At 63.2% G+C, this 24,696-nt stretch carries 25 protein-coding genes; 12 read left to right on the top strand and 13 right to left on the bottom strand.

All coding sequences use genetic code 11. The features are described from left to right. The first annotated feature begins 54 nt into the window (after positions 1 to 54). The 3 genes from HUI96_RS20085 (at position 55) to HUI96_RS20075 (ending at position 4,738) form a co-directional block, all read left to right on the top strand. On the top strand, positions 55 to 1,671 hold the full coding sequence (locus HUI96_RS20085) for a GMC family oxidoreductase (RefSeq protein ID WP_188256473.1): 1,617 nt from the start codon (positions 55 to 57) through the stop codon (positions 1,669 to 1,671). 126 nt (positions 1,672 to 1,797) lie between these two features. After that, positions 1,798 to 3,009, top strand: a complete 1,212-nt coding sequence (locus HUI96_RS20080; protein WP_188256472.1) for a mandelate racemase/muconate lactonizing enzyme family protein — start codon at positions 1,798 to 1,800, stop codon at positions 3,007 to 3,009. A gap of 325 nt (positions 3,010 to 3,334) precedes the next feature. Continuing rightward, positions 3,335 to 4,738 (top strand): hypothetical protein, encoded by a 1,404-nt coding sequence (locus HUI96_RS20075; protein WP_188256471.1) that lies wholly within the window; start codon positions 3,335 to 3,337, stop codon positions 4,736 to 4,738. A 118-nt stretch (positions 4,739 to 4,856) separates the two neighbouring features. Here HUI96_RS20075 and HUI96_RS20070 read toward each other — a convergent pair whose 3' ends face one another. Continuing rightward, positions 4,857 to 5,975 carry a glycosyltransferase family 4 protein gene (locus tag HUI96_RS20070; protein WP_188256470.1) on the bottom strand — a complete coding sequence of 373 codons (1,119 nt, stop codon included), beginning with the start codon at positions 5,973 to 5,975 and terminating at the stop codon, positions 4,857 to 4,859. A 246-nt stretch (positions 5,976 to 6,221) separates the two neighbouring features. On the opposite strand from HUI96_RS20070, the gene uvrB reads away from it, so the two are divergent. Further along, entirely contained in the window at positions 6,222 to 9,299 is a 3,078-nt protein-coding gene (gene uvrB, locus HUI96_RS20065; protein WP_188256469.1) for an excinuclease ABC subunit UvrB, read from the top strand. A gap of 133 nt (positions 9,300 to 9,432) precedes the next feature. On the opposite strand, the gene HUI96_RS20060 is transcribed toward uvrB, so the two are convergent. The 4 genes from HUI96_RS20060 to lgt all read right to left on the bottom strand — a co-directional run bounded on the left by HUI96_RS20060 (position 9,433) and on the right by lgt (position 12,755). Next, positions 9,433 to 9,675 (bottom strand): hypothetical protein, encoded by a 243-nt coding sequence (locus HUI96_RS20060; RefSeq protein ID WP_188256604.1) that lies wholly within the window; start codon positions 9,673 to 9,675, stop codon positions 9,433 to 9,435. Positions 9,676 to 9,851: 176 nt separating this feature from the next. Beyond that, positions 9,852 to 10,661, bottom strand: coding sequence for a DUF2189 domain-containing protein (locus HUI96_RS20055; RefSeq protein ID WP_188256468.1), 810 nt, complete (start codon positions 10,659 to 10,661; stop codon positions 9,852 to 9,854). A 166-nt stretch (positions 10,662 to 10,827) separates the two neighbouring features. Beyond that, positions 10,828 to 11,907: a class I SAM-dependent methyltransferase gene (locus HUI96_RS20050; RefSeq protein ID WP_188256467.1), complete on the bottom strand. Its 1,080-nt coding sequence runs from the start codon at positions 11,905 to 11,907 to the stop codon at positions 10,828 to 10,830. Then, positions 11,904 to 12,755, bottom strand: coding sequence for a prolipoprotein diacylglyceryl transferase (gene lgt / locus HUI96_RS20045; protein WP_188256466.1), 852 nt, complete (start codon positions 12,753 to 12,755; stop codon positions 11,904 to 11,906). The genes HUI96_RS20050 and lgt overlap by 4 nt, the downstream gene beginning before the upstream one ends. 125 nt (positions 12,756 to 12,880) lie before the next feature. Here lgt and HUI96_RS20040 point away from each other — a divergent pair, with 125 nt between their 5' ends. From HUI96_RS20040 to HUI96_RS20025, 4 genes are all read left to right on the top strand, one after another. Continuing rightward, positions 12,881 to 13,225, top strand: a complete 345-nt coding sequence (locus HUI96_RS20040; protein WP_188256465.1) for an accessory factor UbiK family protein — start codon at positions 12,881 to 12,883, stop codon at positions 13,223 to 13,225. Positions 13,226 to 13,545: 320 nt separating this feature from the next. After that, positions 13,546 to 14,046, top strand: a complete 501-nt coding sequence (locus tag HUI96_RS20035) for a YbjN domain-containing protein (protein WP_188256464.1) — start codon at positions 13,546 to 13,548, stop codon at positions 14,044 to 14,046. A gap of 3 nt (positions 14,047 to 14,049) precedes the next feature. Continuing rightward, the gene (locus HUI96_RS20030) at positions 14,050 to 14,409 is read left to right on the top strand and encodes a tRNA-binding protein (RefSeq protein WP_188256463.1); all 360 of its coding nucleotides are present in this window, start codon (positions 14,050 to 14,052) and stop codon (positions 14,407 to 14,409) included. A 125-nt stretch (positions 14,410 to 14,534) separates the two neighbouring features. Beyond that, positions 14,535 to 15,608, top strand: coding sequence for a DNA topoisomerase IB (locus tag HUI96_RS20025; protein WP_188256462.1), 1,074 nt, complete (start codon positions 14,535 to 14,537; stop codon positions 15,606 to 15,608). A 2-nt stretch (positions 15,609 to 15,610) separates the two neighbouring features. Here HUI96_RS20025 and HUI96_RS20020 read toward each other — a convergent pair whose 3' ends face one another. Further along, a complete protein-coding gene (locus HUI96_RS20020; RefSeq protein WP_188256461.1) occupies positions 15,611 to 16,723 on the bottom strand; it encodes a glycosyltransferase family 4 protein in 1,113 nt (370 codons plus the stop codon). A gap of 33 nt (positions 16,724 to 16,756) precedes the next feature. Here HUI96_RS20020 and HUI96_RS20015 point away from each other — a divergent pair, with 33 nt between their 5' ends. After that, complete coding sequence (locus HUI96_RS20015; protein ID WP_188256460.1) at positions 16,757 to 16,897, top strand: hypothetical protein; 141 nt, start codon at positions 16,757 to 16,759, stop codon at positions 16,895 to 16,897. Here the strand turns inward: HUI96_RS20015 and HUI96_RS20010 are convergent. The 4 genes from HUI96_RS20010 to HUI96_RS19995 form a co-directional block, all read right to left on the bottom strand. Then, positions 16,881 to 18,296: an ATP-binding protein gene (locus HUI96_RS20010; RefSeq protein ID WP_188256459.1), complete on the bottom strand. Its 1,416-nt coding sequence runs from the start codon at positions 18,294 to 18,296 to the stop codon at positions 16,881 to 16,883. The two genes, HUI96_RS20015 and HUI96_RS20010, sit on opposite strands and share 17 nt — an antisense overlap. A gap of 174 nt (positions 18,297 to 18,470) precedes the next feature. Continuing rightward, a complete protein-coding gene (locus HUI96_RS20005) occupies positions 18,471 to 18,737 on the bottom strand; it encodes a DUF6074 family protein (RefSeq protein WP_188256458.1) in 267 nt (88 codons plus the stop codon). Between the two features lie 145 nt (positions 18,738 to 18,882). Continuing rightward, positions 18,883 to 19,587: a response regulator gene (locus HUI96_RS20000; RefSeq protein ID WP_188256457.1), complete on the bottom strand. Its 705-nt coding sequence runs from the start codon at positions 19,585 to 19,587 to the stop codon at positions 18,883 to 18,885. Between the two features lie 21 nt (positions 19,588 to 19,608). Then, positions 19,609 to 20,118, bottom strand: a complete 510-nt coding sequence (locus tag HUI96_RS19995; protein ID WP_188256456.1) for a MarR family winged helix-turn-helix transcriptional regulator — start codon at positions 20,116 to 20,118, stop codon at positions 19,609 to 19,611. 237 nt (positions 20,119 to 20,355) lie between these two features. Between HUI96_RS19995 and HUI96_RS19990 the strand changes: the two genes are divergently transcribed. Next, positions 20,356 to 21,249, top strand: coding sequence for a branched-chain amino acid aminotransferase (locus tag HUI96_RS19990; protein ID WP_188256455.1), 894 nt, complete (start codon positions 20,356 to 20,358; stop codon positions 21,247 to 21,249). A 197-nt stretch (positions 21,250 to 21,446) separates the two neighbouring features. After that, a complete protein-coding gene (locus HUI96_RS19985) occupies positions 21,447 to 22,088 on the top strand; it encodes an MBL fold metallo-hydrolase (protein WP_188256454.1) in 642 nt (213 codons plus the stop codon). A gap of 49 nt (positions 22,089 to 22,137) precedes the next feature. Here HUI96_RS19985 and HUI96_RS19980 read toward each other — a convergent pair whose 3' ends face one another. From HUI96_RS19980 to HUI96_RS19970, 3 genes are all read right to left on the bottom strand, one after another. Further along, positions 22,138 to 22,548: a BA14K family protein gene (locus HUI96_RS19980; protein WP_188256453.1), complete on the bottom strand. Its 411-nt coding sequence runs from the start codon at positions 22,546 to 22,548 to the stop codon at positions 22,138 to 22,140. 217 nt (positions 22,549 to 22,765) lie between these two features. Beyond that, positions 22,766 to 22,978: a cold-shock protein gene (locus HUI96_RS19975; RefSeq protein WP_188256452.1), complete on the bottom strand. Its 213-nt coding sequence runs from the start codon at positions 22,976 to 22,978 to the stop codon at positions 22,766 to 22,768. A 489-nt stretch (positions 22,979 to 23,467) separates the two neighbouring features. After that, positions 23,468 to 23,683, bottom strand: a complete 216-nt coding sequence (locus HUI96_RS19970) for a cold-shock protein (RefSeq protein ID WP_188256451.1) — start codon at positions 23,681 to 23,683, stop codon at positions 23,468 to 23,470. Positions 23,684 to 24,071: 388 nt separating this feature from the next. Here HUI96_RS19970 and HUI96_RS19965 point away from each other — a divergent pair, with 388 nt between their 5' ends. Beyond that, on the top strand, positions 24,072 to 24,608 hold the full coding sequence (locus HUI96_RS19965) for a Kazal-type serine protease inhibitor domain-containing protein (protein ID WP_188256450.1): 537 nt from the start codon (positions 24,072 to 24,074) through the stop codon (positions 24,606 to 24,608). Positions 24,609 to 24,696 lie beyond the last annotated feature (88 nt).

Here is a 24,696-nt window from a genome sequence, read left to right as displayed (position 1 = left end):
ACGTTGAGGATTTTGCCGCAGCGCTAAAGTGCCGCAACCTCGCTGGACTCTCTCATGCAGACCTACGATTTCATCATTGTCGGCGCCGGTTCCGCAGGCTGCGTAGTTGCCGAGCGGCTGTCGAGAAGCGGCCGCTTCTCCGTGCTGGTGCTGGAGGCTGGCGGCACGGACAGGCGATTCTTCGTCCAGATGCCGCTTGGCTATGGCAAGACCTTCTACGATCCGGCGGTGAACTGGAATTACCGCACCGAGCCGGATCCGGGGCTCGCCGGCAATGCCGACCACTGGCCGCGCGGCAAACTTCTCGGCGGATCGAGTTCGATTAACGCGATGGTCTGGATCAGGGGACACCGCGCCGACTATGACGGCTGGCGCGACCTCGGCAATCCCGGCTGGAGCTATGACGATGTTCTGCCGGCCTTCAAGGCGATCGAGGACAATGAAGCGGGCGCCAACCAATGGCGCGGGACCAGCGGGCCGGTCCACGTCAGCGACTGCACTTCCGCCGTCCATCCGCTGACCAAGCGCTACATCCATGCGGCCGAGCAGGCCGGGCTGCCCTTCAATTCGGACTTCAACGGCGCCTCCCAGGAGGGCGTCGGCATCTACCAGATCTCGACTAGGGACGGCCGGCGCATGTCGGCGGCGCGCGCCTTCCTGCGGCCTGCCATGAAGCGGGCCAATGTCCGCGTCGAGACGAATGCGCTGGCGACAAAAATCTTGTTCGAGGGGCGCCGCGCCACCGGGATCGAATATGAGCAGCGTGGCCGAACTTTTCGCGTCAAGGCAGGCCGCGAGGTGATCCTCTCGGCCGGCTCGATCAACTCCCCACAGTTGCTGCAGCTCTCGGGCGTGGGTCCAGCCGAGCACTTGCGCTCGCTCGGGATCGAGGTTGTTCACGCCAGCGAAAATGTCGGCCGCAATCTCGAGGACCACGTCGGCATCAACTACACGTTCAAGGGGCGCGAGGCGACGCTCAACCAATTGCTTCGGCCCTGGTGGGGCAAGATGCTGGTCGGAATGCAGTACGTCCTGATGCGCTCCGGCCCGCTGTCGATGTCGATGAACGCTGGCGGCGGGTTCTTCCGCACGGATCCGGCGCTGCCTCGGCCCAACATGCAGCTCTATTTTCAGGCCTTCTCGACCATCATCCCGAGGACCGGCGAGCGCCCGATCCTGACCCCGGATCCCTGGCCGGGCTTCTCGATCGGCCTCTCCAACTGCCGTCCGTCGAGCCGCGGCGAGATCATGATCCGCTCGTCCGATCCTCGGCAACACCCCAGGATCATGCCCAATGCCCTCTCGACCGAGGCCGACGTGGCGGAGATGCTGGCCGCGGTCAAGTTCGTACGGCGCATTGCGGCGCGGCCGGCGCTGAAGGAGTTCATCGTCGAGGAGATCGTGCCTGGGCCCTCGGTCACCTCCGACGAGGCGCTGATCGATGACTTCCGCCGCCGTTCAGGTACGGTCTATCACCCGGTCGCCACCTGCCGCATGGGTCCCGACCAGCAGAAGGCAGTCGTCGACCCACGGCTGAAGGTTCATGGACTGGAGGGGCTTCGCGTCATCGACGCCTCGATCTTCCCCACCAACATCGCCGGCAACACCAACGCCCCCTCGATCATGACCGGATGGAAGGGCGCGGAGATGGTGCTGGAGGATGCGGGGTGAGATCGTTCCTGCCACTTCGGTTGATTCTTCGGCGAGTGATGATGAGTAGCCCCCTCATCGCCTCGCTTTGCCCGGCACCTCTCCCCCACTACGTGGGGCGAGGAATCCCCCTTCTGGAGGTCACTCATGAAAATCACTGACGTAAAAACCTGGGTCGTCGGCAATCCGCCGCCGGGCATCGGCGGGCGCTATTTCATCTTCGTCAAGCTGACGACAGACTCCAACGTGGTCGGCTACGGCGAGGCCTATAATGCCACCTTCGGGCCGCACGTCACCGCCCGCATGATTGAGGATCTGGCTCAGCGCCATCTGATCGGCCACGACCCGCACGACATCGAGAGCTTCTTCCGCCGAGCATACTCGTCAGGCTTTTCGCAGCGGCCCGACATCTCGGTCATGGGCTGCTTCTCGGCGCTGGAGATCGCCTGCTGGGACATCATCGGCAAGGAGGCCGGCAAGCCCGTCTACAAGCTACTGGGCGGACAGGTGCACGAGACGCTCCGCTCCTACACCTATCTCTACCCCAACCAGGGCAGCGTCGTCCCGGTCGAGGCGGGTCCCGTCAACGTCTATAACGATCCTGATCTCGCCGCCGCCTGCGCGGCCGAATACGTCCGGCAGGGCTTCGACGCAGTAAAACTCGACCCTGCGGGCCCCTACACGATCTACGACGGCCACCAGCCACGGCTCTATGACATCGACCTCTCGGCCCGCATGATGAAGGCGATCCGCGAGGCGGTCGGCGACAAGGCGGACATCCTGTTCGGCACGCATGGCCAGTTCACCGCCTCGGGCGCTCTGCGCATGGCGCAGGCCATCGAGCCCTACGATCCGCTTTGGTTCGAGGAGCCGGTGCCGCCGGACATGCCGGAGGTGATGGCCCAGGTTGCGCGGGGGACGAAGATACCGATCGCCACCGGCGAACGCCTGACCACCAAGTTCGAGTTCGCCCGGGTCATCGAGCAGCGGGCGGCGACGATCCTTCAGCCGGATCTCGGCCGTTCAGGCGGCATCCTGGAGACCAAGAAGATCGCCGCGATGGCCGAGGCCTATCACATCCAGATCGCGCCACACTGCTATTGCGGGCCAATCGTCGGCGCCGCCAACATTCAGTTGGCCGTGACGCTGCCCAATTTCCTGATTCTCGAATCGCTCAAGCAGTGGGACGGCTTCCACGAGCAGTTGCTCAGGAAGAAGATCGAGTGGCAGGACGGGCATGTGATCCCCTCCTCCGAGCCCGGCATCGGCGTCGAGTTGAATGAGGCGGTGTGCGAGGCGCATCCTTATGACGGATCGCTCCTACACCTCGAGATGACCCAGCAGGTGGTCTTTCCGTAAGCGCCTATCTCGCACCGTCGCGTGGCTGGCAGCTTCCTGCCCCGTTCGGGCGCGGAGGCTGCTGCAGACACCATGTTACATCAGCAATATTGTTAACTGGACACGCAGAGCCTACGCCTAAAGAAGCCCCGGGCCTAATACTTTAGCGGCCAAAGTAGATCGGATTTGGTCCAGCAGCGCCCTGGAACGCCTCTAAACGCCCGTTTACTATAACGAAATGCCGCGAGATCCGGACCGTTTCCAACAACCGGAAACGCTGTATATTGATTAACAATAGGTAAACAGCTCAATATTGCGTGAGAGCGTGGCGTCAGGGGACAATGTCATGAATATCGCCAATCTTCTAAACCGTCGTGATCCATTGAAGAGAGCCTTCGTAGCGTTGGAAGACGGCATGGAAGATGTGCTGAAGGAGGAGTTCCTTCTTCCGCCAGAGAGCGTTGCTCCCGATGAAGATCACGCTCAGGCGGAAGCTCTGGGGGATGAACTTGAGCCGGTCGAGGCAGTACAGGAGACGGAGACGGCGCCGGCCGAGCAGCAAGAGGATGCTCCGGTCGAGCGCATTGGCCCTCATGCACAGCACCGGCTCGCGGCCTACGCTTCCTTCGAGGAGGCGCAGGCGCGCACGCGCGAAGACCTGGCGCGCATCGGCGAGGCGATCGCAAGCCTCGTCGCCTCGCAACATATGGGCCGCGAATTCCTCAACGACTGTTACGCGGAAATCCATCGCGCCAATGAACTCGAGAATGCCAACGCCGCATTCGCCGCTGAGAACCGCCGCCTGTCCGAGCGCGCGGACAAGCTGGAGCGGCTTCGCGCCCGTTACGACCAGTTGGTCGAGGTTCTGAAGACGCGCGAGGCGAGACTGCTCGCGGAAAACGAGACGATGCGTGAGACCATCGGCGAACTCAGGTTGGAACTGGTGGAGGCTCGCAACCTCATCGCCCGGATGGAGTCGCAGCAGGGCGAACTGCAGACGGCGCTTGCAGCCCGCACCACCGAGGCAGAGCGCTATCTCAGGGAAGCGGAAGTCCTCCGCGAGAAGAGCATAAGCCTGTCGGTGGAGCTTGATCTGGCGCAGAAGAAGCAGTCGGAATCGCGCCGCCGTGCCGAGGAGCTTTCGGCCATGCATGCAAGCGATTCCGCCCGACTTTCGGAGATCATGGGCAAGCTCGTGGCCGAAGAGTCCGAAAGCGCCCGGCTGCAGAAGTCCAATGACGCGCTGGAAGCCAAGCTGGTCGAAGCGAATGAATACGCCGCCCGCCTTGCCGCCGAGTTGAGCGATCGCGACCGGAGGCACCAAAGCGAGAACCATGCACTCCGGGCCGAAGTACAGGCGCTGAACGCGCGCCTCCAGTCCGCGGCAAGCGAGCAGCGCGAAACGCTCGACACCGCCGCGACACTGCGCTCGCGCATAAGCGACCTCGAGACCGACAAGCAGGTGCTTGAGAAGCGGCTTTCGGTGCAGGGGCGCGACGTGGAGGTTGAACGGCGCGCACTGGCAGAAGGAATCTCTCCCGCGGCGAACGATGATCGTCATCGCCAGGAGACGGCACGGATGCAGGCGGAGATCACCGAGCTTCGCGCGACGATCAAGCGGCTCCGGCGCACCGAGGTCTCCCAGCACCCTGCCTCGAAACGGTCCAAGGCGAAGGAAGGAGCAGCAGGCGAACAGGTGGAGCTTACGGCCGCGGACGTTGCAATCGCCACGCAGGTGGCGGCGGAGTAACAGGACCGGACTCGCTACAGGCTGGGCAATCTCTCACACGCTACGCCAGAGATTGCTCAGGAGTTCGTCAGTAAGCTGCCTCGGACTGGAGCCGGGCAGTCCAGGCACCAAACTAGCGTTAGTGACTGGCGAGAGCCTGATCGATCCGGCCGCGGCTGCGATCGCGCGCCGAAGCAATGGCGAAGCGGTAGATCTCCTCGATCTTCGGTAGGATCGCCCTAGCCGAGAGCTTGGTGGCAACCGTGGCTCGATCGAAAGCTCCCTGTTCTGCTCGCACGGCCGGGTTACGCGCAAGCCCGATGACGGTCTCAGTCATTCCGTCTATGTCGCCGACCGGCAGGATCCGCGAGGGCGGCAGAAGATCCGCCATGTTCCCGACATCGGTCGACACGACCGGCACCGCCAGTGCCATGGCCTCGAGTGGCGCGATCGGGGCTTCCTCCACGGCCGACGCGCATAGGTAGAGATCGAGGGCGGGGATGAGACGAACGGCATCGGCGCGATGGCCGGGCATATGCACCCGCCCCGCCAGGCGCGGATCCGCCATTGCCTCGGCCAGGTCTCGTTGTGCATCGGGCTCGGAGGTGGAACCTCCGACCAGCAGCAATTCGGCATCGACGCCCGCCTCGACCAATCTTGCCAAAACCCTGGCCATGTCGGCCTGGCGCTTGCGCGCCCCGATGCTGCCGACCGCGCCGATGAGAAAGGCTTCGTCGCGGATGCCCAGTTCGGCTCGGGCCGCCGTGCGGCTGGATGGGTCGACCGGAGAAAAATCGTCGATGTTAAAAATGTTGGGCACGTTGAATATGCGCCGCGCCGCCACCAGTCGCCGGCTGATATAATAGTCCATGGTCTGCCGGCTCAGCCCGACCACTGCATGAGCAAACATCCAGGGAATCTGGTAATGCCGGGCGTGCGCTGTCATCACCGCCGGCACGCCCACGGCCATCCGGAAGGCCATCAGGTATTTGTTGCCGCCGCTGCCATGGGCGTGCACAAGCGTCCGCCCCCAGTCCCGGATGGCATAGCCGGTCCGCAGCAGTTCGCCCGGTTTCAAGCTGTAGCTGGTCTCAAATAGAGTGATCGGCCCGGCAAAGGACTGCTTCTCTATCCACGACTTCCGCGGATGCACCACCATGACCTCATGACCGGCGCGCAACTGGGCGTCGACAAGCATCTTCACGCTCGTTGCAACGCCATTCAGTCCGCGATGACCGACCAGATGGACGATCCTCATGCGCGGCCTGCTCGCCAGGAGGCGCAAAGCCGCTCGGCTTCAGTCGGGCCGCTGTCGTTGGCCAGCGTTGTCTTCCGCATGCACCGTCTCCTGATGCAGCCCCCAGGGGAAATTACATACTGCGCACGCTCGGTCGTGCCGGGGTGGTCTTCCTGACAACCCTATGTCAACAGCCGCCCACGGCAGACAGGCTGGACCTCAACGCGCCACCTTCCAATCCGGAATGATTCTGCCCATATTCTGACCATGGCCAAATCCCCCCACAAAAGCGCACCCGCGTCGAAGGACGGCGGGTACAGGAAGCGCGGCAGTCCGCTGACGGATTACCTCGACGCGTCCGAACCGCTCGATCCCGGTGGCTTCGAAGAGGCGCCGCAGGCGCAACTCACGGGCGCCCCGCTGACCGGATCGGTTTCGGACTGGGCCGAGCAGATCGCGCGCGAAGCGGAGCAGGATGGGCGGGCTCAGCGCCCGATTTCCCCTCTTGACGGGGAGATGCCGCCGAAGGCGGCAGAGGGGGTTGCCCAAGGCAGCGCGCTGCGCAAAGGCAGGTCGAGCACGGCCGATAAAACCCCACCCGGCCACTCCGCGGCCACGCTCCCCTCAAAGGGGAGAGAGCCCAAGAAAATCCCCGACCGCTCCTCCGCGCCGACCAAGACCGCGCGCGGCACCTCCATGGGCGGCGCGGCCAGCGCGCGCGAGCGCGCCGCGGCGGGCCTGAATCCCGTTCCCGGCCTCGACATTAGCCTGGAGGATGCCGAAGCGCTGCCGAAGTCCGGCGTGACCGCCACTGTCGAGGCGCTGTCGAAGCTCATCGAATCCGGCAACCCGCTTCATAAGAACGGCCAGATCTGGACGCCGCACCGGCCCGCCCGCCCGGAAAAATCCGAGGGCGGCATTCTCATCCAGATGGAATCGGACTTCCAGCCGGCCGGAGACCAGCCGACCGCCATCCGCGATCTTGTCGAGGGCGTTAATTCCGCAGAGCGCACGCAGGTTCTGCTCGGCGTCACCGGCTCCGGAAAAACCTTCACCATGGGAAAGGTGATCGAGGAGACGCAGCGCCCTGCCCTGATCCTGGCGCCGAACAAGACGCTCGCCGCGCAACTCTACGCAGAGTTCAAGAAATTCTTCCCGAACAACGCGGTCGAGTATTTCGTCTCCTACTACGACTACTACCAGCCCGAAGCCTACGTCCCGCGCACCGATACGTACGTCGAGAAGGAATCGTCGATCAACGAGCAGATCGACCGCATGCGCCACTCGGCCACGCGCTCGCTGCTGGAGCGCGACGACGTCATCATCGTCGCCTCGGTTTCGTGCATCTACGGTATCGGCTCGGTCGAGACCTATACCGCGATGACGTTCCAGATGACGGTCGGCGACCGCATCGACCAGCGCCAGCTTCTCGCCGACCTCGTCGCCCAGCAGTACAAGCGGCAGGACATCAACTTCGTGCGCGGCTCGTTCCGGGTCCGCGGCGACACGATCGAACTGTTCCCCGCGCACCTGGAGGATCGCGCCTGGCGCATCTCGTTGTTCGGCGACGAGATCGAGTCGATCACCGAGTTCGACCCGCTCACGGGACAGAAGACCGGCGACCTGAAAAGCGTCAAGATCTACGCGAACTCGCACTATGTGACGCCGCGGCCGACCTTGAATCAGGCTATCAAGTCGATCAAGGAAGAACTGAAATTCCGGCTGGAAGAGCTTGAAAAAGCAGGACGACTGCTGGAAGCGCAGCGCCTTGAGCAGCGCACCCGATTCGACCTGGAGATGCTGGAGGCAACCGGCTCCTGCGCCGGCATCGAGAACTATTCGCGCTACCTGACCGGCCGCGCCCCTGGCGATCCGCCGCCGACCCTATTCGAATATGTGCCGGACAATGCGCTGATCTTCATCGACGAGAGCCACGTTACCGTGCCGCAAATCGGCGGCATGTATCGCGGCGACTTCCGGCGGAAGGCGACGCTCGCCGAATATGGGTTCCGCCTGCCCTCCTGCATGGACAACCGGCCGCTGCGTTTCGAGGAATGGGACGCGATGCGCCCGCTCACCGTCGCCGTCTCGGCGACGCCGGGTGGCTGGGAAATGGAGCAATCGGGCGGCGTGTTCGCCGAGCAGGTCATCCGCCCGACCGGCCTGATCGACCCGCCCGTCGAGGTGCGCCCGGCGAAAACTCAGGTCGACGACGTGCTTGGCGAGATCCGCGAGACGACGCGCAAGGGCTACCGCACGCTGGTGACGGTTCTCACCAAACGCATGGCCGAGGACCTCACCGAATACCTGCACGAGCAGGGCGTGCGCGTCCGCTACATGCACTCCGACATCGACACGCTGGAGCGCATCGAGATCCTGCGCGATCTGCGCCTCGGCGCCTTCGACGTGCTGGTCGGCATCAATCTGCTGCGCGAGGGCCTCGACATCCCCGAATGCGGCTTCGTCGCCATCCTCGACGCCGACAAGGAAGGCTTCCTGCGCTCCGAGACCTCGCTCATCCAGACGATCGGCCGCGCCGCGCGAAACGTCGATGGCAAGGTCATCCTCTACGCCGATCAGATCACCGGCTCGATGGAACGCGCCATGGCGGAGACCAACCGCCGCCGCGAGAAGCAACTCGAATACAACGCTGCGAACGGCATCACGCCGGAAAGCGTGAAGTCGCGGATCGCCGACATCCTCGACTCCGTCTACGAGCGCGATCACGTCAGGCCCGACATCTCCGGCTTCGCCGAAAGCGGCGCGCTGGTCGGCAGCAATCTGCAGGCGCATCTTGCGCATCTCGAGAAGGAGATGCGCAACGCAGCCGCCGATCTCGATTTCGAGCGCGCCGCACGGCTGCGCGACGAGATCAAGCGGCTGCGCGAGAAGGAACTCGAAATCGCGGACGACCCGCTGGCACGAGAGGCGGAAGGCTTGAGCCCAGTCACCGGTCGCGAGAAGGGCAAGCACAACAAGGGCCGCGAGCGCCACCGCACTGTTGATGACGGGGACAGAAAGTCGCTCTTCACAAAACCCTCTCTCGACGACATGGGTCCTGGCACCGACATGCCCACGCCCGCTGGCGCCGTATCTCGTTCCCTGTTCAAGAAGCAGTCGCATGACGAAGCCCATGGTTCGGACTTCGGCATTCCCGACGACCACCGGCCATCGCTGTTCCGCAAGAACACGCTGGACGAGATGACGGTACGCCGCACCGAGAAGCCGATGGAGGGCGAGAAGCCTGTCAAGCGCGGCAAGATCGGTATCGGCTCCTTCGAAGACCCGGTGGATGAGCGCCAGGCGAAGCGCAGACCGGGCAAGACGGGGCGACCGGGGAGGTAGTCCTCTGGTCAATTGGAAAGGCCGGCCGGAAAAGCGTGAAGGCCGTTACGGCACCTCAGGCGGCGCCTACTTAATCAAAATCAATTCTCAGCCGACTGCGCCAATGGCATCGGCTTGAACAACAAGTGACTGTTCAGACGCCGACTGCATCGAATCCTGCGCTCACGAGGTTGAGAGGCAGCCTTCTGCCGCTCCGCCAGGTGGAAACCACTCCATGCGCCACCCGACGGCGGCGCTCGTCTGAGCGGTGGTCGAGCCCCAGTTCACAGCAGACCGCGTCGATGGCGCCTTCTATCTCGGCGTGAGCGCCCGACTCGACGTCGTTCTTGTCGTCGTTATTCGGAACCGGTGTCTTGTCGTTGGGGTGGCGTGTCATCGCTGAGCCTCCTTAAGCGTGTCGCCTGCCCTCAAGCCGCGACATTGCGGCGCGGTCATAGCGCCTTCTGATTCGGGTTTCAGCAAGGCCTACAAAATCACTTTTTGTTACATAGGGCTATCGGGCCCTCCCGAAGCGGAACATGAGCGAGACCAAAGTCGTGCCTCGGACCAGCCTCAGATCGGCTGCGTGCCGTCAGGTTCGACCACCTTGCGGTAGAGATGCCAGGTAGCGTGACCGAGCACCGGGATAACGATGATCAGGCCGGCAAAGACCGTGAGCAATCCGACCGCGAGCAGGACCGCCACGATCAGGCCCCATGCCATCATTTCGATCGGATTTCTCAAGACCGCACGGATCGAGGCCGCCATCGCCTCATAGGCACCGATGTCGCGGTCGAGCAGAAGCGGGAAGGTAATCACGGTCGTACAAAGCACGAGCATGGCGAACAGGAATCCCACCAGGCCGCCGGTGATGATAAGCTCCCAGCCACGTGAGGTCCTCAGCACCTCCGAGATGAAGGCCGGCAGCGACGACGGTGCCTCATAGCCAAAGATGGCGATGTAGATGCCGCGCGCGGCAAGCAGCCAGGCGATGAAGACCACGCCCAGAAAGACGCCGACAGCCATGATCGACGGAAGAGCGGGCGAGTGTCGCACTGCCAGCGCGTCCCGCCATGATGGATCGAGACCGAGTTCGCGGCGCCGGCTGATCTCGTAAAGCCCGATGGCGGCGAGCGGCCCCAGAAGGGCGAAGCCCGACATCAAGGGGAACAGCATCGGCAGGGCATTTCCCGAGGTCCAGTTGGCCAGAAACACGCCGACCAGCGGATAGAGGATCACGATGAACATCACATGAGACGGCTTGGCCATGAAGTCGTCGAAGCCTTGGCTCAACGACGTCGTTAGGTCCGAGAAGTCGATCCGCCGGACCTGGGGATGGACGATCCTCTCGCCGGCACCTGCGATGACATGAAAGCCTGCCATGACCGTCCTCCACTGGAGCGGGCGGTCGCGTCGTATCGGTAGACTGGTCGCTAGCCTACCGGGGGCACGCGACCTGATGACGCACTATAGCGTAATTGCGCAGAGGTGGTGAGTCCCTGCCTTTACTGCGGGTCCAGGTTTTTGTGTGCGCTCGCCCGCCGCGACCTCAGGGCCAGAAAGGCGGCACCTTCACCCCGCGGGGCAGGACTGCCATCACCTTGAACAACTCGCCCATCTGATCGGGTCCCGCGAGCCGCTCGACCGCGACGCGGACCTCATCCTGTCGCGCCTGCCCTGCCCCGGAGCCGAGCCGTCCGGCCCGTTCGAGCAGTCCCATGCCGAGCAGGAATGCGCCCTGGGTGGACTGGTCAACCTCCAGACCGGCGGCGCGGGCCACCTCGGCCAGTGCGGCGAAGTCGACATGCGAAGTCAGATCGGCCTCGCCGGGGGTGTCCAGTACCCCCTCGTAGTGGTGATTGCGCACGGCCTGGAGGGTGTCCCCAAAACCGGGAACCAAGTGGCCGTAGTCGAAGAATATCCCGGCACCGCCGTCGCGGGCAATCCGTTCAGCGATCTGCTGCATCAGCGCCGTTCGGGCCGGCGCGATCTCGAACACGCTTCCCTCCGGCTGTGCCTCTCCATCGGGCGGGAGGAATATCGGATCAAGGGTGCCTGCCCCCGCGACAAAAGTGAGGCCGCCCTCCACGTCCAGCGCCACGCAGCGATCGCGCCAGGCGCCGCCCTGTTTCACGTATTGGCGAAGGGGCAGCGCATCGAACAGTTCGTTGGCGACGACCAGCAGTGGCCGGCGCGGCACCTCATCGAGGCTGTCGTGCCATGTAAAGCGGCCGCACTCCTGCAGTGTCGCTGCCTGGATTTCGCGCAATTTCGGGCTGGTCTCGACCAGATGCCATTCGGCCGAGGTCCTTAGGGCAGGCTCGAGTTTTGCGATCGTCCGAGAAACGTCCTTCGCCAGGGTTCCCCTGCCCGGGCCGAGCTCTATGATGGCAGGGTTCTCGGGTTGGCCGATCGCGCGCCATGCCGTCGCCAGCCAAACCCCAATGAGTTCGCCGAACATCTGGCTGATCTCCGGCGCCGTGGTGAAGTCCCCTGCCCTGCCGAAGGGATCGCGCGTCGTGTAATAGCCATGCGTGGGATCGGAGAGGCAGAGCGCGAAATACTCCGCCACGCTGATCGGCCCGATCGCCGAGACGAGCGCTGCGATGCGCTCCTTCAGCGTGGTCATGCCGGCTGCGGCCTCCCGACCCTGCGGGCCGTGGCCATTGCCCATATGCCGACAAGGACCATCGGCAACGACAGGATCATGCCCATGGTCAACCAACCGCCGAAGAGGTAGCCGAGTTGGGCATCGGGCTCGCGGAAGAACTCGACGAAGATGCGCGCACACCCATAGCCGGCCATGAAGGCGCCGGAGACGAAGCCGGGGCTGGCGAGCTTGCCGAATCGATGCGTGAGAATCCTGAGCAGGAGGAACAGGACGAGCCCTTCCAGCAAGGCCTCGTAGAGTTGGCTGGGATGGCGAAGGAACGGACCGCCGTTCGGAAACTCCACCGCCCAGGGGACATCGGTGGGCCTGCCCCAAAGCTCCGAGTTGATGAAGTTGGTGCAGCGCACCAGTCCGAGCGCGACCGGCACTCCGGCGGCGATGACGTCGAACAGGGTCCAGACCCGGATCTTCCGAGAACGGGCGAACAGGATCATCGCCAGGGTGGTGCCGACGAAGCCGCCGTGGAACGACATTCCGCCCTGCCAGACCGCGAAGATGTCCAGCGGGTTGGCGAGATAGCGCGGCAGGTCGTAGAACAGCACGTAGCCGACGCGGCCGCCGAGCACGATGCCGAGCGCCGCCCACAGCAGGAAGTCGTCAATGTCCTCCGGCCGCATCGGCCGCTCGCCGTTCGGCCAGAGGCGCTCGTTTGAGACCAGCCGCTTGGCGTACCACCAGCCGAACAGGATGCCGACTACATAGGCCACGCCGTACCAATGGATCGCCAGCGGCCCCAGCCGGATGAGCACGGGGTCGATGTTCGGGAAAGGCAGCGCCGCCAGGGGGAGAAGGAGGTAATCGGTCAAGACTGTCTCATCCGGTGAGCGTGGCGCGGACAATCCTCCAGGCTTGGGGCCGGGTCAAGGAAGACTTCGCCTTGCAATGCGGGGGCTTGGCAACTACGTCATTCTCAAGCTGTGGAGATATCCTCATGAGCAACGGACCAAATCGCATTCTCGACGAGTTCGCCAAGCTGCTGACTGACGCCGCAGGCGCCGCTCAGGGCGTGCGACGTGAGATGGAGACGGCATTCCGCTCCCAAGCCGAGCGCATCCTCAACAGCATGGATGTTGTCCAGCGTGAGGAGTTCGAGGCTGTCCGCGAGATGGCGGTCAAGGCGCGCGCCGAGAACAAGAGACTGGCCGCGCGGATCGATGAACTCGAGGCGATGATCAGGTCCAAGGGCGGATCTGGCGGCGCAGAACCCATTGCTGACCCGCTCTCCACGCCTACAATGGTCGCGTCGGGGGCTCCCGCAAGCGATAGTCACAAATAATTCGTTAAAATTGTCCACAGGCTCCCCATCCGGAAAAGCGCTGTCACGTGAATCCTTTAACTGCGTTGCGTGAATCTTTTCCGCAGCGGACACGGCCATAATCCCGCCCTTTTCCTGCTTCGGGGGCTGGTCACGCGACTCCCGATCAATACACTGAATTTGCTGCATGATTCGGAACGGGTCACGCGGCCGGCAGGAGGAGCCCGGCACGGGGTAAGGTTGCGCCAAGCACCCTGTCGAACATTTCCAAGAACAGCATCGGCTTCCGGCTTGCGACTGCCGGCAGTTCCCGCATGCCCGGGCAACGACAGGATACACGCATGGAACTGGTCGAACTCGACATCGGACGCGACATCCACCCCGTCGACGTCATCGAGCAGGTCGCGCACAACAACGACTGGGCGTTCGAGCGAACCGGCGATGACGAGATCGCGATCACGGTCTCCGGTAGCTGGACCGACTATCACGTCTCCTTCTCCTGGATGGAGGATTTCGAGGCACTGCATCTCGCCTGCGCCTTTGACATCAAGGTGCCGGAAGCGCGCACGCTGGAGGTGATGCGGCTGCTGTCGCTGATCAACGAGCAACTGCTGTTCGGACATTTCGACCTTTGGGAGCAGGAAGGCGCCATCATGTTCCGCCAGTCGCTGCTGCTTGCGGGCGGCGTCGAGCCCTCCAGCCAGCAGGTGGAGGTGCTGCTGTCGAGTGCGCTGGAAGCCTGCGAGTGCTATTTCCAAGCCTTCCAGTTCGTCGTCTGGTCAGGCACCTCGGCGAAGGTCGCGCTGTCCAGCGTGCTGTTCGAGACGCATGGTACGGCCTGATCCATGAGTGCTGGCGGAGAGCGCAAGCCGGAGATCACTTTTGCGGATTTCGACAAGGTCGACATCCGCGCCGGTACGATCGTCGAGGCCGAGCCCTTTCCGGAGGCGCGCAAGCCGGCGATAAAGCTCAGGATCGACTTCGGCCCTGAGATCGGCGTGAAGCGATCGTCCGCCCAGATCACCAAGTATTATGCGCCTGAGATGCTGATCGGCAGGCAGGTCTTTGCCGTGGTGAACTTCCCACCGCGCCAGATCGGCAAGTTCATGTCCGAGGTGCTTACCCTCGGCTTCCCGGACGAGGAAGGCGCGGTCGTGCTTGGCGCCATCGACCGCACTGTCCCGAACGGAGGCCGTCTGTTCTAGGCCTGCGTTCCCGCCCCGACCGCGCGGGACCGCGATAAAAGACGCCAAGCCCCGCCAGCGGGCGCAAGGAACCACTCCGCATCCCAGCGAATTCCTTCTGTCCCGAACGATGAAGGAAGTGGGCTGTGTTGAAGCTGTTGGACGACGAGGTCGCGGTCGTACGCCCGCCGCCGGAGGTCTCCGCCCGGGAAGCCGAGCTCGAATATGTCAGCGACGAGGAACCGGGGATAAGGAGGGTCCGGGCAGGCACGGGCTTCTTCTATCGCGGGCCCGACGGCAACCGCATCGCTGATGTCTCAACGCTATCCCGCATCAGGAAGCTGGCTATCCCGCCGGCCTGGACGGATGTCTGGATAACCGCATCCGCGAACGGACATCTCCAGGCGACGGGCCGGGACCTGAAGGGGCGGAAGCAGTACCGCTATCACGAGCGCTGGTCGCTCTGCCGCAACGAGGCGAAGTTCTCCACCCTCGCCGCCTTCGCCGATGCCCTGCCGACGATCCGCACTCGGGTGGATTCGGATTTGCGGCGTCACGGCTTCCCGCGCGAGAAGGTGGTCGCTTCCATCGTCTGGCTGCTCGACAACACGATGATCCGCGTCGGCAACGACGCCTATGCGCGCGACAACCAGAGCTTCGGCCTGACCACGCTGCGCAATCGCCACGTGGTGATCGAGGGATCGAAGCTGCGCTTCAACTTCACGGGGAAGTCCGGCAAGGAATGGCGGCTCCAACTCGTGGACCGCCGGATGGCCAGAATACTCCGCGATGTCCAGGAACTGCCCGGGCAGAGACTCTTCCAGTACATCGATGAGGACGGCGACCGGCGTGGTGTCGGGTCTCACGATATCAACGACTACCTCCGCGAGGCCTCCGGCCAGGATTTCACCTCAAAACACTTCCGCACCTGGGGTGGGACGATCCATGCGGCTTCGCTCTTCGGTGTCACGCCGGTGCCCGAGGCGGCGAGTACGCGAAAGCGGGTGATGAATCAGGTGATCGACCAGGTGGCCGCCCGCCTCGGCAACACGCGTTCCGTGTGCCGCGCCTGCTATATACATCCCCGCGTGCTGGAGAGCTGGGAAGAAGGGCGACTGTGGGAGGAACTCGCCGCGGCGAAGAAGTCGCGGCGCAACGTCGCGGAGGGTCTGGACGAAGAGGAAGCGCTGGTCCGCAACTGGTTAGCGCTTCAGAGCTGAACCTAGGCGGCCGTTTCTGCAGGTTGCGGGCTCTGATGAGCGGCGTGAAGATGCCGCATGAAGAGCGCCGCGCAGGCCGCCCAACTATAGCCCAAGGCCTTCCGGCGAGTTGCATCGCGATCAAGCGTCAGCGCCTTGAGGGCCGCCTCACCAAGATCGTCGGAAAGCGCTCCGCCCACGCCGTCGGCGAAAACGTCGGCCGGCCCGGTCACGTTGTAGGCGGCGACTGGAAGCCCGCTCGCCAGCGCCTCCAATTGAACGATGCCGAACGTATCGGTCAGGCTGGGGAAAACGAAGACGTCGCTCGAGGCATAGATTTCGGCCAGGAACTTGCCGCTCATCTCTCCTAGGAAGGTGACGTTCCGATACGCCTCCTTGATCGTTGCGAATGCCGGCCCGTCTCCCACGACCACTTTGCTCCCCGGGAGATCGAGGTCGAGGAACGCCGGCAGGTTCTTCTCTACCGCCACCCGGCCGACATAGAGGAAGATCGGCCCCGGCAAGTCCAGGGAGATCCGTCGGTCTGGGCTGAAGAGCTGGGTATCCACGCCGCGCGACCACTGCCTGACCTTTGTGAACCCCCTCCCCGCAAGCTCCCTTGCCAACGATGGCGTGGCGACCAGCGTGCCAGAACCCGCGTTGTGAAAGCGGCGCATGACAGCATAGCTCCACGCTTCCGGCACTGGAGCACGGGCACGTAGATACTCCGGGAAGCGGGTGTGATAGCTGGTCGTGAAAACGGTACCGTGGCGGCGACAGTATCGGCGCGCCCAAAACCCCAGCGGACCCTCGGTCGCGATGTGGATGTGGTCAGGAGCGAACGCTTCGATCCGCTGGGCCACTTCGCCGGGCGAGGCCAGCGCAAGCGGTATGTCTGGATAGGTCGGCATGGGAATCGTGCGATAACCAGCCGGCGCCAAAATCTCCACCTTGGCACCTGCAGCCGTAAGATGATCGGCGAGGTGCTCGAGCGTTCGGACTACGCCATTGACCTGCGGGTGCCAAGCATCGGAGACGATCAGGATGCGCCTGACATGACTGACGAGCGCCTGCAGTTCCGCAACAGGCTGCGGCTCTGTGCCGGCAGAAAGTGGATCGGCGGCAAGCGGAGGCATGCCGCCATATCGTGCAGTATCCATGACAGGGGAATGACGGGGGTTCCGGGTATCGCATCTTGGTTCGACCCCACTCCGGCCGGCTTCGCCGACGACTTCTCGCCCGAGGTGCCGAGCGAAGCGAGGCGGGGTGGGGTGGGGGTCGCCCGCGCCTTCCTCACCCCGGAACCGTGACCACCACCCTCAACCCGCCAAGCGGGCTGTCCTCGAGGCGTATGTCGCCGCCATGACTGCGCGCGATGTCGCGCGCGATCGAAAGGCCGAGCCCGGTGCCGCTGGCATCGAGATTGCGCGCATCGTCCAGCCGAACGAAGGGCTTGAACACTTCCTCGCGCTTGTCGGCGGGAATGCCTGGCCCGTCGTCATCGATGACCAGCCTGACCGTGCCCCTCGCATGCGTCGCCTTTACCTCGACCGTCTTGGCGTAGCGGAAAGCGTTGCCGGCAAGATTGGACAGAAGTCGGCGAAACGCGTTCGGCCGGACATGTATCTCCGATGCACCCGTCAGCGAAGTCTTGAGCTTGCGCTTGCGCAGCTTAGCCTCCTCCGCGAGCTTGGAGAATTCTTCGGCGAGGTCGAATCGGCCGGCATCCTCGAGTCCCTCCCCCCGCGCGAAGGCCATGTAGCCTTCGAGCATCGCCTGCATGTCGTTGACGTCCTGGTTGAGCGCCTCGGTGTCAGGCTTCGCGCCGCTCAGCGCCAGTTGCAGCTTGAAGCGTGTAAGGATCGTCCGCAGATCGTGGCTCACGCCGGTTAGCATCGTCGTGCGCTGCTCGATCTGTCTCTCGATGCGCTCGCGCATCTGGATGAAGGCGAAGCCTGCACGCCGCACTTCTTCCGCCCCACGCGGACGGAAGTCGGGCGGCATTGGGCGGCCCTTCCCGAAACTCTCGGCTGCTTCGGCCAGTTGCGTGATCGGCTTGATCTGGTTGCGCAAGAACGGGATGGCAATGCCAAGCAGGATCAGCGAAGTGCCTACCATCCAGACCAGGAAAATATGGGAATTGGACGCGTAGGCCTGGCCACGCCGGACGAACACCCGCAAGACATTGTGCTCGAGCTGAATCCGGACCTCGACGATCTTGGAATCCCCGACGGTGTCCAGCCAGAAGGGCCTGCGGATGTGATCCCGGATTCCGTTCGACAGGCTCTCGTCGAGGATCGAGAAGAAGGGCTTCGGACCAGGCGGTGGCAGCGGTTCAGGCGGAAGGATCTCGACCCTCATCTGAAGCCGCTGCCGGGCAATACGCGTCAGCTCCGAATAGTCTCCATTGGGCTGCGGGAATACTTCTATCAGATCGATGATGGCGGAAATGTCGCGGACCACCGCATCCGACAGCCGTTGGGTCACCAACTGCCAGTGCCGCTCCATGAAGACGAGCGTGACCACCGACTGCAGCAGGATCATCGGCGTGATGACGATGATCAGCGAACGCGCATAGAGCCGCTTCGGCAGATAGTAGGATATCCGCCGCCAGAACCGTTCCCAATATCGCTGAACGTGCCGGTACGCCTTCCTGGCGCGCGCACGCCAATCGGCGTATCGCGTATGTCCGGCCTCAGAGGTAGCCATTCGCCTCCACCGTCTCCGCCGGCTCGCCCGGCTCACTCATCTTAGAGCGGGGCGATGCTCGATGGAACCCGAGGCGACGGCCGCCTAGAGCAAGATGTCCTTCTTGGAGTCGCAATCGCTGTCTGGTCGCATAATCTCTTATCCCAAAAGTCTGCAACCTCTCGGGATCATGCTCTAGGCGATGGCCAGGGAGCGCCTGTGCGAGAGCTCCTTGCGGAACTCGTCCTGCACCGCCGCAAAGAAGCGGAGCACCTCCTCGCGGGCCGTCTCCATATCCCGACCTTGCTCGGTCAGGTCGGCCAGGAGTTCACGGGCCTTCATGTGCCAGTAGGTGTTCGCCGCGTCGCCGTTTAGTTGGAACAGTTCCCCCGCCGTCTCCCGTACCAGGGCAGTCCTGCGATCGATCGGAAAGGCGAGCAGACGAGCCGGCTCATCGGACATACAAAATCCCCCACTGACGCTCGGCCGAATCATGAAATGGCCGTGACCGGGAGATTGAGTATCGGGTTCAAAGGAATGGTTAACGGCGCTTCGGGCGCAGAAGAGCGTCATTCGCGGCCCGCCATCACCTGAATCTCAATACGACCTATTCGACGCTCAGCCTGTAGCCCACACCGCGGACGGTCTGCAGCCAGATTGGGTTGGCTGGATCCCGCTCGATCTTGCGCCGCAGCCTGTTGATCTGCACGTCGATCGTGCGTTCGCTGACCTCTGCCTCGCCCGCCACCAGTTCGTGGCGAGGGATGGTCTCGCCCGCCCGCGTCGCGAAGATCGCCAGGATCTCCTGCTCCCGTTCGGTGAGCTTGAGCGGCTCGCCGCCCCTCTTGAGCTCGCGCCGCGCGATCTGGAACGTATAGGGCCCGAACACCAATTGCTCGAGTTTGGGTGTGGTCGCTGGCCCGCCCCGCCGCAGGATGTTGTTGATGCGCAGGATCAATTCGCGAGGATCGAAAGGCTTGGGCAGGTAGTCGTCCGCGCCGGCCTCCAGACCGGCGATCCGGCTGTCGGTCTCCGAAAGAGCCGTCAGCATCAGGATCGGCACCGTTCTCTGCTCGCGCAGGGATTTGGTCAGTTCCACGCCCGACTCGCCCGGCATCATCACGTCAAGGATCAAGAGATCGAAGTCGAGCCCCATGAGATGCCGCCGCGCTTCCTCGGCATTTCCCGCGACCGTAACTCGAAATCCGTTCTCGGTGAGGTACTGCTTGAGCAGGTTGCGGATGCGGGTGTCGTCGTCGATCACCAGCAGATGCGGTGCGTCATCGTCAAGAACGGACGGAACTGCGCTCATCTGATCCTCTCACATTGCGCCCTACTGTTCGTGCCCCAGACGATCGATCTGCGGCCGAAGTTCGGCGTTGACCATTGCCTTGAGGAAGCTTTCCACAGCCCCCCGTTCATCCGGGCCGATCGCCTTCAGTGCAGCATCAATGCGCCGTGACTGCGGCCGCGCAAGGTCGAGCGCCAGTTGCCGCCCCTTCTGCGTGGGGTAAAGTTCCCTTTGCCGCCGGTCGCGGGGGCCCGGCAACTGGACGATATGTCCCGTATCGATCAGTTGCTTCAGCACGCGAGCCAGACTCTGCTTTGTAATTTGGAGTACTTCCAGAAGTTCGGCAACGGTCAGCCCAGGCTTCCGGTTTACGAAGTGCAGGACGCGGTGGTGCGCGCGCCCGAAGCCGTATGCCTCCAGGATCTGGTCGGGGTCGGAGGTGAAGTCCCGATAGGCGAAGAAAAGGAGCTCGATGATGGAAAGGTCGATGCCATTCTCCTCTGCGAGCGGAGAGCGGACGGGCATGGCGGCCGGTTTCTGTCGATCTGGCATGCGTGTTCCTGGCGAGCAGAATTTATGTCAGCGATGTTGACATATTTTTCGGGCGTTGGTAATTTTTGGCAAGGTTTTGGGCGCAATGCGAACGAAAAGGAAAGCTGCAAGCCCCGAATGGTGGGTTTTGTAAGTTTGCCTTGAGCCCTGCATCAGCCTAGATTCCACATTTGGCGTTCGCTTCGGCGAACACCCCTCACGATAAACGACACCGGGCTGCGGCCCGAGGAGGCACTGATGGCATCCGTCCCCTTCGATCAACTTGAAGGCTTTATCTGGATGAACGGCGAGTTCGTCAAATGGGCCGATGCCAAGATTCACGTACTGACTCATGGTTTGCATTACGCCAGCGCGGTTTTCGAGGGCGAGCGCGCCTATGGCGGCGAGATCTTCAAGCTGACAGAGCACACCGAGCGGCTGCATGAATCGGCGCGTATCCTCGGCTTCACCATCCCGTGGAGCGTCGAGGAGATCGATGAGGCCTGCCGCGCCCTCCTGAAGAAGCAGGGCTTCACCGATGCTTATGTGCGGCCGATCGCCTGGCGCGGCAGCGAGCAGATGGGCGTCGCGGCGCAGAACAACAAGATCAACTGCGCCATCGCGATCTGGCAGTGGCCGAGCTATTTCGACCCGGCGCAGAAACTCAAGGGCATTCGCCTCGATATCGCCGAATATCGCCGCCCCGACCCGCGCACCGCCCCCTCCAGGGCGAAGGCCGCCGGTCTCTACATGATCTGCACGCTTTCCAAGCATGCCGCCGAGGCGAAGGGCTATGCGGACGCCATGATGTTCGACTGGCGCGGCAATGTCGCCGAAGCGACCGGCGCCAACATCTTCTTCGTGAAGGACGGCGCGGTTCACACGCCGATCGCTGATTGCTTCCTGAACGGCATCACCCGCCAGACCGTGATCGACCTCGCCCGCCAGCGCGGTCTCGAGGTGAACGAACGCGTCGTCAAGCCGGAGGAACTGGAAGGCTTCGAGCAGTGCTTCCTCACCGGAACCGCCGCCGAGGTCACGCCAGTCTCCGAGATCGGGCCCTACAACTTCCAGGTCGGCGAGATCACCAAGACGCTGATGAACGACTACACGGCGGCAGTTCAGCCGAAGCAGGCAATCGCCGCCGAGTAAGCGGGCGGCCGACGCTGGAGAATGCGATGCCGGGTGGTCAGGGCCACCCGGCATTATTTCGTTGATAAGAGCGGAAGCAGTCGCTCTGCGGCCCTCCGGCCCTATTCGTCATGGCCGGATTCCGCCATTCGGCAACAAGCTGTTGGGCGGCAGTGAGGCAGGCTTGATCTACATCGCGGACTGAGGAGCGAGGACCCATGGGCAAACTGAATGCGGGCATCGTCCCAGTCACCCCGTTCGAGCAGAACTGCACGATCCTGTTCGACGACGAGACGAAGGAATGCGTCGTCATCGATCCCGGCGGGGACGTCGACCGCATCCTGGCTGCGCTGAGCGAAAACGGCCTAACAGCCTCCGCTATCTGGATCACGCACGGGCATATCGATCACGCCGGCGGCGCGATGGATCTCAAGGACGCGCTGGGGGTCGAGATCATCGGCCCGCACGAGGCCGACCGTCCGCTGCTGGAGAACATCGAGAAGCAGGCGCAGCGTTTCGGTATCGCCGGCGGCGTGCGCAACTGCAACCCTGATCGCTTCCTGAACGAGGGCGACAAGGTCGCGTTCGGATCGCACGAGTTCGAGGTGCTGCATTGCCCCGGCCATGCCCCGGGGCACGTGGTCTATTTTAACCGCGCCGCACAGTTCGCCCATGTCGGCGACGTTTTGTTCCGCGGCTCCATTGGGCGCACCGATCTCCCCGGCGGTGACCACGCGGCCCTGCTCTCGTCGATCAAGAACAAGCTGCTTCCGCTCGGAGACGAGGTCGGCTTCCTTTGCGGTCACGGCCCAGGCGGCCGTTTCGGCGAGGAAAGACGGACCAATCCGTTCCTCGTCTAATGAAAACGGCGCCGCGTGTGGACGGCGCCGTTCCATTCAGGGCTTGCAATTAGTTGGCTACGCAGAAGCGGCGCTCACCATCATAGCCGACGAATGTGCCGGTGCGCGGGTTGAACGAGCGATAGCGGGACTCGCAATACTCGTACCAGGACGGCGTCCAAGGCTCTAGAGCACCCTCTGCATAGACAACACGCGGAGCCGGGGCCACATAGACACGCCGCGGCGGCGGGTCGCGATACACCGGCACCGGCTCGTAATACTCGACGCGGGACGTGGTCGCGACTCCTGCCGCCAGAGCGCCGACCGCAGCTCCGAGTACGCCGGCGGCAACGAGATCGCCCGAACCGCGGTGATGATGGTGACGGCGCCATCTATCCCCGGCCTCTGCAGCGGTGAGCGCCGACAAGGATGTAGCCGTGACGGCAAGGCCGAGCACGGCCGACTTCAGCAAGCGATTCATTCCACTCTCCTTCGACTGTCCCAGCGGTGGGGAGAGCACCCCACCGCCCCGTTGTCGCTTGAACGGTATGCCTGTTACGGCTGAACACTAGCTGAACAACGTATCGGGCAAAAAGTTGTTCACGCGGACGTTATCCGCACCGAAAGAGAGCGACGCAGCGTGATGGCGACGCGACGTGAGGTTGATTGCCCGGGAGTTGTGGCCCGGAGCCAGACAGCTAGCCGATCGTCAGATTGACGGCCTTGGGTCCTTTGCCGCGCTTGTCCGGTTCGGTGTCGAAGGTCACCTTCTGGCCGTCCTCGAGCCCAGGCAGTCCCGAGGCCTGCACGGCAGAGATATGCACGAAGACGTCCTTGGCGCCGTCGTCCGGGGTAATGAAGCCGAACCCCTTGGCATGGTTGAAAAACTTGACGGTGCCGTGCTGCGGCATGGTATGAATCTCCTACCCATTGAACGATGATCCTGCAGGCAGAACCCACAGGCTCCCGACCATCTTGGGGGAGAAGAAACTCGTGATCGCGCCGGGGCTTTGGCCCGCCCTCTTATCGTTTATGCGCCGCACCCGTGCTCCAGAAGAGCCGCCGGGGCCTCGTTCCCATCTCCGGCCCGCAAATGCCCGAGACGAGATTTGTCCTTCATTTTATCGGAACGGGCAAGCAAAACTTTCTACGCCACAAGTCTACGGCAGAGACTGAAAGGTATTCCCTAGTCCGTTCCTCAAGGAACGACTGGACGGAATTGCGGCTGGCAATTCATATAACCGCGATTGCGGTGAGTTGAAACCAGGGGCAAGTTTCAGACCAATGCCGCAGCGTATTCCCTAAGAGGAGAGCGCTGACACCGCGCTCCAGCTTCAGGCGAATCGATCAGATGGGAGCGCGAGGGCCGGCCTCGCCGACCGGCCCTGGTTAGCCAAGTGTCAGGCTGTCGCGCGCAGGTTGACGGCCTTGGGGCCCTTACCCATACGATCAGGTTCAATATCGAACGTGACCTTCTGGCCGTCGATGAGTGTCCTCAGCCCCGACTTCTCTATCGCCGAGATGTGCACGAAGACATCCTTCGCGCCACCTTCCGGCGTGATGAAGCCGTAGCCTTTGGTTGCGTTGAAAAACTTCACGGTTCCCGTCTGGGACATGGGGGGAAGCTCCTTCACCCGATGGGGTCTAGCGGTTTCGTTTGCCCGGGATTTCTCCGGAGATCGAACGCCCGTGTCAGTTTGGCCGTGCATTCAGGCACGTTCTGCCCCCCACCAATACAGGGCCGTTAGATATTCACGGTTTCGGGGAAAGGTTTCTTCCAAAGCGGTCCAGTCTCCGGGTCATGAATAGCCCGAACACGAAATATATCGCACGGAAATCTTCTTGACGCAAGGAAAACCGGGAAGCTGGTTATGCGGGAATTTTGAGCGCCGTCCGCGAACCAGGCCGCACTGCCGCAGGGGAACAGCACCGGATAAACTCCGGCATTGCGTTTTGGACCGGATACACATCATAGCATACGCGTAGAAGATGGGGGAGATTCTCATGCGCTCAATATTTCTGGACTGGAGACGTGGCGCGTTGCTAGTTGCGGCACTGGTCCTCCTGAGTTCCTGCGACACTGTCGTGGTGGACGAGGGCCGGCCCGGTCCCCTGCCGGGTCCAGCCGAATCCTACTGCACGCGTGAGTACGACCCGGTATGCGGCCGGCGCGGCGGCGAAAGCCGGACCTTCGCCAATGCCTGCCTGGCGGACCGCGCGGGCTATCGGATCGCCCACCCGGGCCAATGCCGGCGCCCAGCGGAGCCGCGCTTCTGCACGCGCGAATACGATCCGGTCTGTGGGCGGCGAGGCGAGCGCACACGAACCTTCCCCAACGAATGCGAGGCCCAATCGGCAGGCTACCGCGTCGTCCACGGAGGCGAATGCCGACCCCGCCGCGACCGCGACGAGGAACCTGCCTTCTGCACCCGCGAATATCGGCCGGTATGCGCGCGGCAAGGCGAGAGCGTGCGCACCTTCCCGAATGCTTGTGAGGCCGGCGTCGCACGCTATCGCGTCATCCAGGAAGGCCCCTGCTGAGGCTCGATTAGCGGCGGAGGCGGCAAGACGTCCGTCTCCGCGATCGAATACAAGGTGCATCTTCGCACCCGTAACGTACGTGTCCACA

Origin of the sequence: Pseudaminobacter soli (ex Zhang et al. 2022) (assembly GCF_014595955.1) — a bacterium.
Taxonomy (GTDB): Bacteria; Pseudomonadota; Alphaproteobacteria; order Rhizobiales; family Rhizobiaceae; genus Kumtagia; species Kumtagia pseudosoli.
This window is presented reverse-complemented; position numbering and strand designations above follow the sequence as displayed.

Excerpts from the sequence above, each read along its gene's own strand:
- HUI96_RS19965 (WP_188256450.1), top strand. The coding sequence starts at position 24,072 with ATGCGCTCAATATTTCTGGACTGGAGACGTGGCGCGTTGCTAGTTGCG.
- HUI96_RS19970 (WP_188256451.1), bottom strand. The coding sequence starts at position 23,683 with ATGTCCCAGACGGGAACCGTGAAGTTTTTCAACGCAACCAAAGGCTAC.
- HUI96_RS20070 (WP_188256470.1), bottom strand. The coding sequence starts at position 5,975 with ATGAGGATCGTCCATCTGGTCGGTCATCGCGGACTGAATGGCGTTGCA.
- HUI96_RS19990 (WP_188256455.1), top strand. The coding sequence starts at position 20,356 with ATGGCATCCGTCCCCTTCGATCAACTTGAAGGCTTTATCTGGATGAAC.
- HUI96_RS20000 (WP_188256457.1), bottom strand. The coding sequence starts at position 19,587 with ATGAGCGCAGTTCCGTCCGTTCTTGACGATGACGCACCGCATCTGCTG.
- HUI96_RS20040 (WP_188256465.1), top strand. The coding sequence starts at position 12,881 with ATGAGCAACGGACCAAATCGCATTCTCGACGAGTTCGCCAAGCTGCTG.
- uvrB (WP_188256469.1), top strand. The coding sequence starts at position 6,222 with ATGGCCAAATCCCCCCACAAAAGCGCACCCGCGTCGAAGGACGGCGGG.
- HUI96_RS20020 (WP_188256461.1), bottom strand. The coding sequence starts at position 16,723 with ATGCCTCCGCTTGCCGCCGATCCACTTTCTGCCGGCACAGAGCCGCAG.
- HUI96_RS20015 (WP_188256460.1), top strand. The coding sequence starts at position 16,757 with ATGACGGGGGTTCCGGGTATCGCATCTTGGTTCGACCCCACTCCGGCC.
- HUI96_RS19975 (WP_188256452.1), bottom strand. The coding sequence starts at position 22,978 with ATGCCGCAGCACGGCACCGTCAAGTTTTTCAACCATGCCAAGGGGTTC.
- HUI96_RS20005 (WP_188256458.1), bottom strand. The coding sequence starts at position 18,737 with ATGTCCGATGAGCCGGCTCGTCTGCTCGCCTTTCCGATCGATCGCAGG.
- HUI96_RS20080 (WP_188256472.1), top strand. The coding sequence starts at position 1,798 with ATGAAAATCACTGACGTAAAAACCTGGGTCGTCGGCAATCCGCCGCCG.
- HUI96_RS20035 (WP_188256464.1), top strand. The coding sequence starts at position 13,546 with ATGGAACTGGTCGAACTCGACATCGGACGCGACATCCACCCCGTCGAC.
- HUI96_RS20075 (WP_188256471.1), top strand. The coding sequence starts at position 3,335 with ATGAATATCGCCAATCTTCTAAACCGTCGTGATCCATTGAAGAGAGCC.
- HUI96_RS20085 (WP_188256473.1), top strand. The coding sequence starts at position 55 with ATGCAGACCTACGATTTCATCATTGTCGGCGCCGGTTCCGCAGGCTGC.
- HUI96_RS20060 (WP_188256604.1), bottom strand. The coding sequence starts at position 9,675 with ATGACACGCCACCCCAACGACAAGACACCGGTTCCGAATAACGACGAC.
- HUI96_RS20050 (WP_188256467.1), bottom strand. The coding sequence starts at position 11,907 with ATGACCACGCTGAAGGAGCGCATCGCAGCGCTCGTCTCGGCGATCGGG.
- HUI96_RS19995 (WP_188256456.1), bottom strand. The coding sequence starts at position 20,118 with ATGCCAGATCGACAGAAACCGGCCGCCATGCCCGTCCGCTCTCCGCTC.
- HUI96_RS19980 (WP_188256453.1), bottom strand. The coding sequence starts at position 22,548 with ATGAATCGCTTGCTGAAGTCGGCCGTGCTCGGCCTTGCCGTCACGGCT.
- HUI96_RS20055 (WP_188256468.1), bottom strand. The coding sequence starts at position 10,661 with ATGGCAGGCTTTCATGTCATCGCAGGTGCCGGCGAGAGGATCGTCCAT.
- HUI96_RS19985 (WP_188256454.1), top strand. The coding sequence starts at position 21,447 with ATGGGCAAACTGAATGCGGGCATCGTCCCAGTCACCCCGTTCGAGCAG.
- HUI96_RS20030 (WP_188256463.1), top strand. The coding sequence starts at position 14,050 with ATGAGTGCTGGCGGAGAGCGCAAGCCGGAGATCACTTTTGCGGATTTC.
- HUI96_RS20010 (WP_188256459.1), bottom strand. The coding sequence starts at position 18,296 with ATGGCTACCTCTGAGGCCGGACATACGCGATACGCCGATTGGCGTGCG.